The 15,039-nt window shown below is 60.0% G+C and carries 8 protein-coding genes, 1 tRNA gene and 7 pseudogenes; 11 read left to right on the forward strand and 5 right to left on the reverse strand.

Features of this window, described 5'->3' with window-relative positions:
* Positions 1-83 precede the first annotated feature (83 nt).
* Entirely contained in the window at positions 84-485 is a 402-nt protein-coding gene (locus tag AB4O12_RS09555; protein ID WP_460061596.1) for a RidA family protein, read from the forward strand.
* Between the two features lie 144 nt (positions 486-629).
* Here AB4O12_RS09555 and AB4O12_RS09560 read toward each other — a convergent pair whose 3' ends face one another.
* Entirely contained in the window at positions 630-1,106 is a 477-nt protein-coding gene (locus AB4O12_RS09560) for a hypothetical protein (protein WP_460061598.1), read from the reverse strand.
* Positions 1,107-1,330: 224 nt separating this feature from the next.
* Here AB4O12_RS09560 and AB4O12_RS09565 point away from each other — a divergent pair, with 224 nt between their 5' ends.
* Positions 1,331-3,319 (forward strand): peptidase U32 family protein, encoded by a 1,989-nt coding sequence (locus AB4O12_RS09565; protein ID WP_460061600.1) that lies wholly within the window; start codon positions 1,331-1,333, stop codon positions 3,317-3,319.
* A 117-nt stretch (positions 3,320-3,436) separates the two neighbouring features.
* On the opposite strand, the gene AB4O12_RS09570 is transcribed toward AB4O12_RS09565, so the two are convergent.
* Positions 3,437-3,511: transfer RNA gene (locus AB4O12_RS09570), tRNA-Gln, on the reverse strand.
* A gap of 306 nt (positions 3,512-3,817) precedes the next feature.
* Between AB4O12_RS09570 and AB4O12_RS09575 the strand changes: the two are divergent.
* Positions 3,818-4,853: pseudogene (locus AB4O12_RS09575) on the forward strand (alpha/beta fold hydrolase).
* Positions 4,854-5,074: 221 nt separating this feature from the next.
* Here the strand turns inward: AB4O12_RS09575 and AB4O12_RS09580 are convergent.
* The 3 genes and pseudogenes from AB4O12_RS09580 to AB4O12_RS09590 form a co-directional block, all read right to left on the reverse strand.
* Positions 5,075-6,057, reverse strand: a pseudogene (locus AB4O12_RS09580) (GlxA family transcriptional regulator).
* Positions 6,058-6,171: 114 nt separating this feature from the next.
* Positions 6,172-7,365 (reverse strand): radical SAM protein, encoded by a 1,194-nt coding sequence (locus AB4O12_RS09585; RefSeq protein ID WP_460061602.1) that lies wholly within the window; start codon positions 7,363-7,365, stop codon positions 6,172-6,174.
* 117 nt (positions 7,366-7,482) lie between these two features.
* Positions 7,483-8,378, reverse strand: a pseudogene (locus AB4O12_RS09590) (LysR family transcriptional regulator).
* 113 nt (positions 8,379-8,491) lie between these two features.
* Between AB4O12_RS09590 and AB4O12_RS09595 the strand changes: the two are divergent.
* From AB4O12_RS09595 to relB, 8 genes and pseudogenes are all read left to right on the forward strand, one after another.
* Positions 8,492-8,892: pseudogene (locus tag AB4O12_RS09595) on the forward strand (RidA family protein).
* A gap of 157 nt (positions 8,893-9,049) precedes the next feature.
* Positions 9,050-9,913: a putative selenate ABC transporter substrate-binding protein gene (locus AB4O12_RS09600; RefSeq protein WP_056789576.1), complete on the forward strand. Its 864-nt coding sequence runs from the start codon at positions 9,050-9,052 to the stop codon at positions 9,911-9,913.
* Positions 9,910-10,707, forward strand: coding sequence for a phosphonate ABC transporter ATP-binding protein (locus AB4O12_RS09605; RefSeq protein ID WP_150635120.1), 798 nt, complete (start codon positions 9,910-9,912; stop codon positions 10,705-10,707). Before AB4O12_RS09600 ends, AB4O12_RS09605 begins: the two co-directional genes overlap by 4 nt.
* Positions 10,701-11,530 (forward strand): annotated as a pseudogene (locus tag AB4O12_RS09610) (PhnE/PtxC family ABC transporter permease). Before AB4O12_RS09605 ends, AB4O12_RS09610 begins: the two are co-directional and overlap by 7 nt.
* Positions 11,527-12,293: pseudogene (gene phnE / locus AB4O12_RS09615) on the forward strand (phosphonate ABC transporter, permease protein PhnE). Before AB4O12_RS09610 ends, phnE begins: the two co-directional pseudogenes overlap by 4 nt.
* Positions 12,294-12,472: 179 nt before the next feature.
* Positions 12,473-14,153, forward strand: a pseudogene (locus AB4O12_RS09620) (MFS transporter).
* A gap of 108 nt (positions 14,154-14,261) precedes the next feature.
* Positions 14,262-14,480, forward strand: a complete 219-nt coding sequence (locus AB4O12_RS09625; protein ID WP_056789562.1) for a hypothetical protein — start codon at positions 14,262-14,264, stop codon at positions 14,478-14,480.
* A gap of 230 nt (positions 14,481-14,710) precedes the next feature.
* On the forward strand, positions 14,711-14,905 hold the full coding sequence (gene relB, locus AB4O12_RS09630) for a type II toxin-antitoxin system RelB family antitoxin (RefSeq protein WP_056789559.1): 195 nt from the start codon (positions 14,711-14,713) through the stop codon (positions 14,903-14,905).
* The last annotated feature ends 134 nt before the right edge of the window (positions 14,906-15,039 follow it).

The following is a 15,039-nucleotide window of genomic DNA, read 5'->3' on the forward strand; positions in this document are numbered from 1 at the left end:
GTGTCGCGGTCCCCGTCCGGGCCATGGTGGGGAAAGAATCTGTAAACTGCCGCAATCTTCATTCACCCAAACAAGAGATGCCCATGGCTAATCAAGACATCATCTTCACGCCTGATCCGGACACCGATTCGATTTCTTCCGACGTCGCCACCTTTGGCGGGATCATGGTCTCGACGCAAATCCCGACCCGCGCCGATGGCAGCCTAGAACTCGGCGGCATCACCGAGCAAAGCGAGTGCACGCTGCAAGCGCTGAAAGTCGCCTTGGAACGTGCTGGCAGTTCGATGGACCGGGTGCTGCACCTGACCATTTACCTCACCGACATGGGCGATCGCGGGGCTTTCAATGAAGTGTACAAACGCTATTTCGCCAAGCCTTGGCCAGTGCGGGCAGCGGTGGGCGTCGCCTCGCTGGCGGTTGAAGGGATGCGTGTGGAGGTGACGGCGATGGCGGCCAAAGGGCTGATTTGCGGAAATACTGCGTAGGCTGCCGCCACGATTCCGGTTGCGGCGTACGCAGTGAAATACTCAAGGGCGCGCGCCAAACACAGCAGCCACCAGGATGCGGCCGTTTGGCATGCGCTGGCTCGCTCGTTGAGCGAATTGGCGTCAACGGTCTATTCACAAAACTTAAAGGGGACCGCTAGCTATAACAAACAGTTTACCTTCTGATACCCGGTATGTTTGCCCGCGGTGCTCGATTTCAAAATTGAATGTTGCCGTAATCGAATCGATGCCTTCTTCGTGTTTGCGAGCAAACTCTATTGTTCCTGTTTTCGCATATAAAATTTCATGCGACATAGTCATCAATCCCGCCACAGGGCTTCCGAACCCGCCAACTTCATGTCTACCGTCCGCAAGGGAGCGATCTATCACAAATGAAATAATCTCACCCACCTCGTCCGTAAAATATTGACCAATAACGCTGAACGTCTCCTTTGTGCCGAAATAGAGATGCCGAGTAGCGGAGAATATTGGCTTGCCTATGCCCGGATGATGGGGTGAAACGACCGCTTTGTAATACACTTCGGCCGTCTTCTGCGGACGCGATTTAAACGACGCGAAATCCGAGATACCAATCGTCGCGAAGGCGTTATTACCGTTCATGATATTAATCTCCAATGTCTTGCGTGATATAGGCCAGAGCGACTGTCCCGCTCCCACCTGATGTTCACGCTTTGGACGCGGGCGGACAACTGACAGTCTTTACAGTTATGCATTGCCTCGTATTGTGCTAGGTCCTTCGTACCTGATATCGGCACGCTGATGCCGCCCAAGTGTTTCACAGGTACAATGCGCCCCTTGCCCGTGACCGCCTGACTAAAAAAACTATGTCCTTGCCCAAGCATCACCTGGAATTGCTCAGCCCTGCCCGCGATGTCGCCATTGCCCGCGAGGCCATCCTGCATGGCGCTGACGCCGTGTACATCGGCGGCCCGAGCTTCGGCGCACGCCACAACGCCTGCAACGAAGTCAGCGAAATCGCCGAACTGGTCGAGTTCGCCCGCCGTTACCACGCACGCATCTTCACCACCATCAACACCATCCTGCACGACAACGAGCTGGAGCCGGCGCGCAAGCTGATCCATCAGTTGTACGACGCCGGCGTCGATGCGCTGATCGTTCAGGATCTGGGCGTAATGGAGCTGGACATTCCGCCGATCGAGCTGCACGCCTCGACCCAGACCGACATCCGCACCCTCGAGCGAGCGAAGTTCCTCGATCAGGCCGGTTTCTCGCAGTTGGTGTTGGCCCGTGAGCTGAACCTGCAAGAAATCCGCGCCATCGCCGATGAAACCGACGCGGCCATCGAATTCTTCATCCACGGCGCGCTGTGCGTGGCCTTCTCCGGCCAGTGCAATATTTCCCACGCGCAAACCGGCCGCAGGTGCCAACCGAGGCGACTGCTCCAGGCTTGCCGCCTGCCGTACACCTTGAAAGACGAAAAGGGTGGCGTGATCGCTTACGAAAAACACCTGCTGTCGATGAAAGACAATAACCAGAGCGCCAACATCCGCGCGCTGGTCGAAGCAGGCGTGCGTTCGTTCAAGATCGAAGGTCGCTACAAGGACATGGGCTATGTGAAGAACATCACCGCCTATTACCGCCAGCGTCTGGACGACGTGCTCGAAGACCGCCCTGACCTGGCCCGCGCCTCCAGCGGCCGGACGGTGCATTTCTTCCTGCCCGACCCGGAAAAGACCTTCCACCGTGGCAGCACCGACTATTTCGTCACCGATCGCAAGATCGACATCGGCGCCTTCGATTCGCCAACCTTCACCGGGCTGCCGGTCGGCACGGTGGAAAAAGTCGGCAAGCGTGACATGCAGGTTGTCACTCACGAGCCGCTGTCCAACGGCGACGGCCTGAACGTGCTGGTCAAGCGCGAAGTGGTCGGCTTCCGCGCCAACATCGCCGAGGCCAAAGGCGAGTTCGAAGAAGACGGCGAGAAGCGCTACCGCTACCGCGTCGAGCCGAACGAAATGCCCGAGGGCCTGTTCAAGCTGCGTCCAAGCCACCCGCTCAATCGCAACCTTGATCACAACTGGCAGCAGGCGTTGCAGAAAACTTCTTCGGAACGTCGCGTAGCCCTGAGCTGGTTCGCCCGCCTGCGCGAAGAACAGCTGGAAGTGACCGCGACCAGCGAAGAAGGCATCAGCGCCAGCGTCACCCTCAACGGGCCGTTTGGTGTCGCCAACAAGCCTGAACAAGCGCTGGAGCAATTGCGCGACCTGCTTGGTCAGCTCGGCACAACCCAGTACCACGCCACCGACATCAAGCTGGATGCGCCGCAAGCGTTCTTCATTCCCAACTCGCAGCTCAAGTCGCTGCGTCGCGAAGTGATCGAAGCGCTGACTGCGGCGCGTATCGCCGCGCATCCGCGTGGCAGCCGCAAGGCCGAAACCACGCCGCCGCCGGTGTACCCGGATTCGCACCTGACCTTCCTCGCCAACGTCTACAACCAGAAGGCCCGCGACTTCTACCACCGTCACGGCGTCAAGCTGATCGACGCGGCGTACGAAGCTCACGAAGAGCCGGGCGAGGTGCCGGTGATGATCACCAAGCACTGCCTGCGTTTCTCCTTCAACCTGTGCCCGAAGCAGGCCAAAGGCGTGACCGGCGTGCGCACCAAGGTCGCGCCGATGCAGTTGATCCACGGCGATGAAGTGCTGACGTTGAAGTTCGATTGCAAGCCGTGCGAGATGCACATCATCGGCAAGATGAAAGGCCACATCCTCAACCTGCCGCAGCCGGGCAGCGTGGTCGGCCACATCAGCCCTGAAGACCTGATGAAAACCATCCCGCGCGCACCGCACTGAAGTGGCCGGCGTGCGCGGTGCTTCGGCATCGCGCACGCCTGCTTGGCTCCAAACGCGGTAAATCGCAGGCATAAAAAAACGCCAACTTCTTGCGAAGTTGGCGTTTTCTTTCGTAGATGGCAGGGGCGGCTGGATTCGAACCAACGCATGGCAGGATCAAAACCTGCTGCCTTACCGCTTGGCGACGCCCCTGTAGCTCTGATCAGCGGCTCCGTTAGGATCGCTGTGAGAACGGGGCGCAATTTAACAACATTCATTTCATTTGGGAAGCCCGAAATAAAATTTTTTTGTTTTAAAACAGCCACTTATTATTTTCGCGCGAAAACTCACCGTTTCATCGCCATGTATCACACTGTGTACGCGCCCCGCTGCTACACAACCCAATGCAAAAACGCTCTCTGGCGACACAGAGCAGATACCTCGCCACGCTTCAATGCACCCAGGGTTTCAAGGGTTCATCCAGCCCCTTGGCCACAGGCTCGCAAAGGAGACGTCAGCATGAAACAGGCTCTGCACACCTCTAAAATCACCGCCGCGCTCGGCTTGTCAGTCCTGGCGCTGTCACTGTTCGGCGCCGTCGGCAGCGCTCAGGCGCAAACCACAGAACCCGCCGCCGTCAGCTATTCCGCGCCCTCGCCTTTCGGCCCGCTGAAGCACATCAAGGCTGGCTTGCTCGACGTGGCCTACGCCGAAACCGGTCCCGCCGATGGCCCGGTAGTGATTCTGCTGCACGGCTGGCCCTACGACATTCACAGCTACGACGATGTCGCACCACTGCTGGCGGCCAAGGGTTATCGCGTGTTGATGCCGTATGCGCGGGGTTATGGCGACACGCAGTTCCTGTCCAAAAACACCCTGCGCAACGGCCAACCGGCGGCGCTGGCTAGCGACGTGATCGACTTCATGGACGCACTGAAGATCAAGCAAGCAGTGCTGGGCGGCTACGACTGGGGCGCGCGTTCGGCGGACATCGTCGCGGCCTTGATGGCCAGAGCGCGTGAAGGCGCTGGTGGCGGTCAGCGGCTACCTGATCGGCAATCAGGCCGCCGGGCAAAACCCGCTGCCGCCGAAAGCCGAATTGCAGTGGTGGTACCAGTTCTACTTCGCCACCGAACGCGGCCGTGCCGGCTATGAAAAGAACACCCACGACTTCGCCAAACTGATCTGGCAGCTGGCTTCGCCGCAGTGGAAGTTCGACGACGCCACTTTCGACCGCAGCGCCCAAGCGTTGCAGAACCCCGATCACGTCGAAATCACCGTGTTCAACTACCGCTGGCGGCTGGGCCTGGTGCAGGGCGAGGCGAAATATGCCGCGCTGGAAGAAAAATTGGCTACTGCGCCTTCGATCAGCGTGCCGACGATTACCCTGGAAGGCGACGCCAATGGTGCGCCACATCCCAAGCCTGAGGACTATGCCAAGCGTTTTACCGGGAAATATCAGTTCCGGTTGATTGAGGGTGGGGTTGGGCACAATTTGCCCCAGGAAAGCCCGGCGGCGTTTGCGCAAGCTGTAATCGATGCTGATCGTCTCTGACAGACCCGCCCTCAATACCCCCTCACCCTAGCCCCTCTCCCGGAGGGAGAGGGAACTGATTGGGGGATATTCGAGATTTACGCCGACCTGAAAGCGCTGTATTGAATCCAAAGTCGACGTCCATCTTTCAGGTCGATGTACAGCGCAAGATACCTCGGTCGGCTCCCTCTCCCTCTGGGGAGAGGGCTGGGGTGAGGGTTTTGGGGATTGCACCGGTCGATCTATTTAACCAGCCGTTTTTCCTTCGAAGGCCGATAACCAAAATACGAGCTGTAGCACTTGCTGAAATGGCTCCGGTGAAACGAAACCACACGCCACCAGCACTTCCACCTGCGACAGCTCGGTATGTTGCAGCAGGCGCCGTGCTTCGGTGATGCGCAGTTCCAGGTAATAGCGCTGCGGCGTGGTGCCCAGTTGTTCCTTGAACAAGCGCTCGAGCTGGCGCCGTGAGCGGCCGGCGTAGACCGCCAGTTGTTCCAGCTCCAGCGGCTCTTCGAGGTTGGCGTCCATCAGCTTGATCACTTCCCGCAACGGCGCGCTGACGCAGATGTTTTCATCCGGTTTGATTCGCCGGTAGCGCGATTCCTCGAACGCCAGAATGTCCTCGACACCCTCGACCAGCGCCTTGCCGTGCAGGCTTTTGATCCAGTCCAGCGCCATGTGGAAAGCCCCCGATGGGCTCGACGCGGTGAGACGGTCGCGGTCGATCACATAAGGCTCGCTGCTGACGTGCGTAGCCTTGGCAATTTCCGTCAACGCGGGGCGATGTTCCGGGTGAATCGCGCAACGGTAGCCGTCGAGCAACCCGGCGCGCCCGAGAAACCACGAACCGTTCCACAACCCGGCCAGACTGACGCCCCGCTCCGCCGCGAGTTTGAGCAAGTGCACAAACCCATCGCTCGCTCGCCAGTTCAGTGCGATAACCGCCGCAGACCACCAGCAGATCCAATTCCTCGAGCGCTGCTGAGTCCAGACGCGCATCAGGGCGGATCACCAGCCCCAGGTCGCTGATGACCTCGCCCTCACCCAGCCCGAAGGTGCGCGAGGTAAACAGCCCCGGGCGCAACAGATTGGTAGTCACCACGGCGTCCAGCGTCTGCGTAAAGGCCGGTAGCGAAAAGTGTTCGAGCAGCAGAAAACCGGTGCGCGTCAACTGCGCGTTATCGCTTTGCTCATTCAGATAGCGGAGGTTTTTCCCCTTCATGCCTCCGCTGAATTGGCGTCGTTCGGTCAAGTTTCAATCCATCGGTCACATTGTTGTGCGCCGATAGTTGGCGCGGAACCGGTAAAGAGTCAATCACGTCATCAGGCCACACCTTCAAACAACCCATGGCCGTCGCCCCGGGTATCTCAAACGATCAGTATTCAACCCCGCCCCGAGCCGACCTTCGAGGCGCCCAAACAGGACGTAGTGTTGATAGCCACTGGAGAAGGCGCCTGTGGCGATTGCAGTCTTTACGTCGGCATTGAGGCGCAAATATTGCTCCTCATCGAAGTGCTCGGCGCTGACTTCACCTGTACGGCCCAGACGTTCGCTATCGATCGGCTGTTCGAGAATCGTGCGTCGTTGAAAGTCGATGATGCGATTGACCGCATGACTTTCCAGCGGCCCCTTGTTGGGCGATGCGGAGTAGATGTGCAGACCGTTCTTCGCGCAGCGGTTGCACAAGTCCACGCAGTTCTTTTGCGTGGATTTGCGACTCATCAATTCCTGTACCGGCATGTCCAGATACTTGCCGACGCTGTATTCCGCCTGATTGAAAATCGTGCAGCACAGCACGGTATTGCCATTGCAATCGAGTACCAGCCAATCATCTTTCAGGGTGCACGCCTGTTTGGGGTATTGCTTGACCAGATTGACCAGGTCTGCATACGGTGGCAACGCCAGGCGCTTGAGGGTTTCCCGGTCCGTGTCGGTGACCGAGGCATCGTCTTCGACGATGGCGAAGGTTTTTTCCAGCGGCATCATCACCGAGTAGCCGGTGGAGAAATTGAAACCCAGGCGCTCGCTGAACTGGCGCATCAGCCCCTCTTCTTCGAGGTTATCCAGATAGCGATGGTAATAGACCTCGATAAGCGTATTCAGGCCGTGACGCTGCTTGAGGTCATGCAGCTTGATCATGTTCTGCTTGACCACTTCGATGTCGCCGCCGACATGCCCTTGGCGGTAGGTATCCTGGTGGAACCCGGACAGGGAGACACGGAAGAACCAGGGATTGGCGAGCATCGCGCTTTCAATGTTCTTGGCCAGGTTAAGGTTGGAGCTGATGCCGCTTTGCAAGCCAGCTGCGTTGATGATTTCGACGAACTCACCAATGCGCGGGTGAATCAACGGCTCGGTCCAGTTGTACAAGAAGATCGCCTTGACCCCTTCACGACGTGCCTTATCGACAATCTGCGTGAACATATCGAGCTGCATGGCTTTCTTGAAATTGGCATTTTCCGAATTACCCATCGGGCATGACGGGCAGCTCAGATTGCAGGCGCCGACGATATCGATGTACATATTCATTACGCGCATAGCTCCTTGGGTCGAACGTGCGCCTCTCATCACGAGCACGTTCGGGTCGCCGGGTTGGTTGTTTTTCTGACGACCTGCCTCACGTAAAGCAATAAGCGCACCAGAGCCCTACGCCATTAACGCCACAATCCAGTCGATAAATACCCGCAATTTCAAGCTGACATGCCGGTTCGGCGGATACGCGACGTAAAGCGGCAGTGCTTTCCAGGCGCCAGCCCGCAAACAACGGCACGAGCTCGCCAGCGCGCGACATGCGCATCGGCCATATACGTCGGCAACCACAACACCCCCATGCCCGCCAGCCCCGCCGCTAGATAAGCATTGCCATCATCCACCGCAAGCACATGCTGGCCTTTGATCTGCAGGCGCTCGGTGCCGTTGTGCAAGGTGTAAGGAAGAGGTTTACCAGTGCGAGCCCAGAGAAAAGCGACGACGCGGTGATGGGAGTCTTGCAGTTCCAGCGGGTGCTCAGGCGTCCCTTCGCGGGCCAGATAAGCCGGCGCGGCAAATACCCCCAATGGCAGATCGGCGAGCTTGCGCGCCATCAGCGATTGATCGAGCAATTCGCCGCCGCGCACCACGCAATCGACGTTCTCATCGATGATGTCGACGATGCGGTCGCTGACGCCCATGTCGATCTGGATGTCCGGGTAGCGCGCATGAAACTCCGGCAACGCCGGCACCAGAATGTGCCGCGCGAACGGGCTCGGCACGTCGATGCGCAAGCGCCCGCGTGGCCGTGCGGCGGCACCGGGCAGGCTGGTTTCGGCGTCGTCCATGTCGGCCAGCAACTTGATCACCCGCTCGTAATACGCCGCACCATCGGCAGTGACGTTGACCTTGCGCGTAGTGCGATTGAGCAGCTTGACCCGCAGCCGCGCCTCCAGTTGCTGCACCAGTTGCGTCACCGTGGTCTTGCTCATGTGCAGGGTTTCGGCAGCTTTGGTGAAACTCCCCGCCTCGACCACCCGGGCAAAGGCCTGCATCGCATCGAACCGGTCCATCCGCGCCCCTCGATTGTTTGGAATTTGCAAACAGTGAACGCCAAGCTTGCGCGTTTATCCAGCAGCTGCAAATACCTAAAGTCACTCCATCAACCACTGATGGAGTCAGCCCCATGTCCAAGCGCGATGTAGTGTTCCCACCCGCCCGCCACGCCCTGTATGAACGTCACCGTTACTCGCCGGCGATTCGCTCCAACGGTTTCCTGTTTGTCTCCGGACAAGTCGGCAGCCGTGAGGATGGCCTCGCCGGAGGCCGATCTGCGCGATCAGGTGCGCACCGCCTTCCACAACCTCAACGCGATCCTCGCTGCGCGCCGGTTGCAGCTTCGATGATGCGGTGGATGTCACCGTGTTCATGGTCGATCCGCACTCGACGTTCGAAACGATCTGGACTGTGGTGCCGGAGTTTTGGGGCGAAGCGCCGTTTCCGACCATCACCGCTGTCGGCGTGACCTGGCTGGCGGGTTTCGATTTTGAAATCAAGGTGATTGCCAAACTGCCGGAAGCGGCTTGACCGCAACCGTACACAAACAGACACACCGCGCCGGCACGGAGGCTGGCCAATCTCCTCGCGAATGCGTATAACCTCGCCGTTTCGTCTACCCTGACGTGGCGCGCCGCCCGGTAGCGGCTGCCCTTCGAATGTTGACGCTTACGAAACGGAGAATTCTATGTTCAAGCGTACCCTCGCCCTCACCGCCGGTCTGGCGCTGTCCTTTTCTGCCCTGATGACGCAAGCCGCTGATGTCCTGCGCGTCAGCGCGATTCCCGACGAAGCCCCGACCGAGCTGCTGCGCAAGTTCGAACCGCTGGGTGCCTACCTTGAGCAGCAGTTGGGCATGAAGGTGCAGTTTGTGCCTGTCGCCGACTACCCGGCGGTGGTTGAAGCGCTGGCCACCGATCGCCTCGACATGGCCTGGCTCGGCGGTTTCACTTTTGTGCAGGCTCGTTTGAAGACCGACGCCACTACACCAGTGATCCCGCTGGTGCAGCGCGAACAGGATGCGCAGTTCACCAGCAAATTCATCACCGCCGACCCGAACGTGAAAAGCCTCGCCGACCTGAAGGGCAAGACCTTCGCCTTCGGTTCGGTGTCGTCCACCTCGGGCAGCCTGATGCCGCGTTACTTCATGCTGAAAAACGACGGCATCAAGCCTGAAGGCTATTTCAGCCGCGTCGCCTACTCCGGCGCGCATGACGCCACCGTTGCCTGGGTGCAGGCCGGCAAGGTCGATGCCGGGGTGTTGAATGCCAGCGTCTGGCAGAAACTGGTCGACGCCGGCAAGGTCGACACCAGCAAAGTCAAAGTCTTCGCCACCACCCCTACCTACTTCGATTACAACTGGACCGTGCGCGGCACCCTTGATCCGAAGCTGGCCGCGAAGATCAAGCAAGCCTTCCTTGACCTCGACCCGGCCAATCCTGAGCAGAAGAAGATCCTCGATCTGCAGGCCGCCAGTCGCTTCATCGAGACCAAGCCCGAGAACTACAAGGGCATCGAGGAAGCCGCCCGCGCCGCCGAACTGCTGAAATGACCCTACGCCTCACCCAGGGCAGCCTGCGCCATGCCAATGGCGTCGATGCCCTTCGTATCATCGACGTGCAGATTGGCGCTGGCGAACAGGTCGCCATCATCGGCCCGTCCGGCGCTGGCAAGTCGAGCCTGCTCAATCTGCTGGCCACCGCGCTCAAGCCCAGCAGTGGCGACATCGAAGTGCTTGGCGAACGCGCCTGGCACTTGTCGGCGCACCAGCGGCAACGCCTGCGTGCGCGCATCGGCCTGGTGCATCAGGCGCCGCCGATTCCGCCGCGTCAGCGGGTCATTACGGCGGTGCTGGCCGGCAAGCTCGGTCAGTGGAGTCTGGGCAAAAGTCTGCTGAACCTGCTGCATCCACTGGATGTGGCGGGCGCTCGCGCGGCGTTGGCGCGGCTGGATCTGGGCGACAAACTGTTCGCCCATTGCCAGCAGTTGTCCGGCGGGCAATTGCAGCGCGTCGGCATTGCGCGAGTGCTGTATCAGGCGCCGGAAATATTGCTTGCCGACGAACCTGTCTCGGCCATGGACCCGGTGCTTGCCGGCCATACGCTGTCGATCCTTTCGCGTCACGCCCGCGAGCACAACGTCACGCTGGTGGCGAGCCTGCACGCGGTGGATCTGGCGCTGGCGCACTTTCCACGGATCATCGGTTTGCGCGACGGGCAGATTCTTTTCGATTGCCCATCCGATCAAGTTAGCCGCGACAAGCTCGATGCGCTGTACGCCAATGAACAACTGCAATCGCCAGCGCCGGCGGTCGCGCCTTTGATTGTGCAGATTCCGCGATGCTGAAAGCCGATTCACGGGACCCGGCGGCGTGGCCGCGATTGTTGCTGACGCTGCTGGCGCTGGCCCTGCTGTGGCCGGGCATTCAGCTCAGCGAGCTGGACCTCGGGCGTGCTGTTTCAGGCCGATAGCCAGAACGAAATGGGCCGTTTCGTTTCGGCATTCTGGCCACCCGCGCATGATCAAGCGTTCCTGCAACTGCTGCTCAAAGCCACCCTGCAAACCCTGGCGATTGCCACGGCGGGCATGGCCTTGGCGTTGCTGCTGGCGGTGCCGGCGAGCCTGATCGCCAGTCGCGCGTTGTCGCTCTCGGCGGCGTCACGGGGCGGCGTGCCGAGCCTGCCCGGCGCGCTTGCTGCGCTGGCCGGTACGCGGCTTGCTGATCTTTTTGCGCAGCGTGCCGGAGATCGTCTGGGCGCTGTTGTTCGTCCGCGCGGTCGGCCTCGGCCCGGCGGCTGGCGTGCTGGCCATCGCCATCACCTACAGCGGCATGCTCGGCAAGGTCTACGCAGAAATTTTCGAATCCACCGACCAGCGCCCGGCGCACGCATTGTTGCAGGCCGGCAGCGGTCGACTGGCGGCGTTTGCCTACGGCACGCTGCCGAATGTCGCCGCCGAACTTCTCTCGTACACGGTGTATCGCTGGGAGTGCGCGATCCGTGCCTCAGTGGTGATGGGCTTTGTTGGTGCCGGTGGGCTAGGGCAACAGATCGACCTGTCGATCCGCATGTTTGCCGGCGGTGAAGTCGCCAGCATGTTGCTGACGTTCCTGCTGCTGGTGCTGTGCGCTGATCAACTCAGCCGCTTGCTGCGCTGGAGGCTGACATGAGGCGCCTGATCAACCTGCTGCTGCTCGCCGCCATTGCGGTCGCGGTGGTCGCCTCTTTTGCCTATCTGGAACTGGATCTCGCCGAACTCGGCAGCGCCAACAGCCTCAAGCAGATGGGCAGTTATGTGCAGCGTTTTCTAAGTCCCGACTTGAGCGCCGGTTACCTGAAAGCCATTGCCCACGGTTCGCTGGAAACCTCGCTATGTCAGCCCTCGGCACCCTGCTTGCGGCACTGTTCGGCATCGTTCTCGCGCTGCCCGCTGCCGGGCGTTTCGGCTGGCCGCTGCAAAGTGCAGCGCGCCTGCTGCTCAACGGCTTGCGGGCGATTCCAGAGCTGGTTTGGGCCGCGCTGATGGTGCTTGCCGCCGGTCTCGGACCGAACGCCGGCACCCTCGCCCTTGCCCTGCACACCACTGGGGTGCTCGGTCGGCTATTTGCCGAAGCATTGGAAAACACTCCGCCACAACCGGCCGAGGCGATCCGTTTGCAGGGCGGCAATCCGATCCTCGCTTTCTGCTACGGCACCCTGCCTAACCTCGCCCCGCAACTGCTCGCCTACTGCCTGTATCGCTGGGAAAACAACATCCGCATGGCCAGCGTGCTGGGCTTTGTCGGTGCTGGCGGCCTGGGCCAGATGCTGTATGTCAGCTTGAGTCTGTTCCAGGAAGCCCAGGCCAGTACGGTGATTCTGGCGATGCTGTTGCTGGTGTTTCTGGTCGATTGGTTGAGCGCCTGGAGCCGGCAGCGTTGGGTCAAAGCGTAGGCCGAGTGGATATCTGGCAAAAGCTGATTATGCTTCAGGAAACCTTGCAGCCCTGCGAGGCGGTCAGACTGTGCAAGCTTCACGCTAGAGCAACGGCGGCAGATGCCAACGGGCCAGAGTGCGACAGGCAGTAACGGGGGGACTCCGGCCTACAACAATAAGCACGACGGAGAACACCCATGGCCACAATCGACACAGCATCCACCGGCACACCGCCCCGCAGCGGCGGTATCACGAAGGAGGAGCGCAAGGTCATCTTCGCTTCCTCGCTGGGCACGGTTTTCGAGTGGTACGACTTTTACCTCTACGGCTCGCTGGCGGCGATCATCGCCAAACACTTCTTCGCCGGCGTCAACGAAACCACCGCATTCATCTTTGCCCTGCTGGCCTTCGCCGCCGGGTTTGCGGTGCGGCCGTTCGGCGCCATCGTCTTCGGGCGCCTGGGTGACATGATCAGGCGTAAGCACACGTTTCTGATCACCATCGTGATCATGGGCGTGTCCACAGCAATCGTCGGTTTGCTGCCCGGCTACGCCACCATCGGCGTCGCTGCCCCGGTGATTCTGATCACCCTGCGTCTGCTGCAAGGCCTGGCGCTGGGTGGTGAATACGGCGGCGCGGCGACCTACGTCGCCGAGCACGCGCCACGCAACCGCCGTGGCTTTTTCACTTCGTGGATTCAAACCACCGCCACCCTCGGGCTGTTCATGTCGCTGCTGGTGATTCTCGCCTGTCGCACGGCGCTGGGTAACGAGGCGTTCGAGGCTTGGGGCTGGCGGATTCCGTTTCTGCTGTCGATCATTCTGCTGGCCGTGTCGGTGTACATCCGCCTGCAACTGAGCGAGTCGCCGGTATTCCAGAAAATGAAGGACGAAGGCAAGGCCTCGAAAGCGCCGCTGACTGAATCCTTTGCACGCTGGGACAACCTCAAAGTGGTGATCATGTCGCTGCTCGGAGGCACCGCCGGGCAAGCAGTGGTCTGGTACACCGGGCAGTTCTATGCGCTGTTCTTCCTGTTGCAAACATTGAAGATCGACGCGCAGACCGCCAATCTGCTGATCGCCGGATCGCTGCTGATCGGCACACCGTTCTTCGTGATTTTCGGCAGCCTGTCCGATCGCATCGGGCGCAAACCGATCATCATGGCCGGGTGCATTCTGGCTGCTTTGACCTACTTTCCGATCTTTACTGCGCTGACCCAGTACGGCAACCCGGACGTGTTCGTCGCTCAGGAAAAAAATCCGGTCAAAGTGATCGCCAATCCTGATCAGTGTTCGTTCCAGTTCGATCCAGTGGGCAAGGCCAAATTCACCAGTTCCTGTGACCTGGCGAAAACGTTGCTGGCGAAACGCGCGATCCCGTATGAGAACGTCGCCGCCGAACCGAACACCGTCGCGCAGGTGCGCATCGGTGACCGCGTTGTCGAGAGCTTCGAAGGCAGCGCCCTCACCGCCGCCGACTTCAAGCGCCCGCAACGACGCCTTCACCGCCAACCTCGGCGCGGCGTTGAAGGAAGCCGGTTACCCGGAAAAAGCCGATCCGGCGAAAATCAACTACCCGATGATGCTGCTCCTGCTGACCGTGCTGGTGATCTACGTGACCATGGTCTACGGCCCGATCGCCGCGTGGCTGGTCGAACTGTTCCCGACGCGCATCCGCTACACCTCGATGTCGCTGCCCTACCACATCGGCAACGGCTGGTTCGGCGGCTTCCTGCCGACCGTGGCGTTCGCCATGGTCGCCGCCACCGGTGACATCTACTACGGGCTCTGGTACCCGATCGTGATTGCAGTGGCGACGGCAATACTCGGCACGTTCTTCCTGCCGGAAACCAAGGATCGCGACATTCTCAAGGACTGAAAAAAGCCGCAGCGCCCTCTCCTGCCGGAGAGGGCCTCGCAGCTGAAAAATTTCGAACGTCTGCCGCCGCGCTGTCTCCAATGTGTACACCCACAGGAGGCCAGCGCCATGAACCCCAACGACGACAAAACCCCCAACGCCCCACCCACCGATGCCAGCGGCAAACCGGTGAACGTGGTCGAGCGCGATCTGCAGGACCGCGACGGCAAAACCGAAGGCGTGGACAAAATCATCACGCCGTCTTCCACTCGGGTCAAAGAGCAGGAAGCTGAAGAGCTACAGCGCAAAGTCGATGAGATCGAGCGTAAGGTTGCAGACGGTAACTGAGTGCAGCGTGGCTGTGGCCGCGGCTTTGAGCGGCGGCTGTCAGCCCGATGACCAAAAGCTGATTTCCTACAGAATTGAACTACACAGCTGATCGACTTCACGTGCATCACAAGCGAAGCGTCTGACAGATTTGCATCGTCTGTTTGCGGATGATGTCTCCCTCGTCCCGCCAGTGACGACAACGAGCCCACATCCCCTTAGACTGCTTCACATTGATCATGGAGGTCATGATGAGCGCTGAACTTTCACTTATCGTTTCAGACTTCGAAACCGAAGAAGAGGCTGCGGATTACGATCTTTGGTATCGCGCCAAGGTACAAGCCGCACTTGATGATCCACGTCCGCCTATCCCCCACGATGAGGCAATGGTGCTGCTAGGTCAGATGCTGGAAGAGAGACGCAAGAATCGACGCGCTGCCGGTTAGCTGGAGTAAACCGGCTCTTGGAGACCTGGCTGACATCATCGAATACGTAGAACAACGCAACACTGTCGCTTCAGTTGCACTGCACCAAAAGCTCAGCGCCGCAGCGCGAAGGCTTTCCTGGATACCGCATGGTT

The organism is Pseudomonas sp. S2_A05, assembly GCF_054668485.1.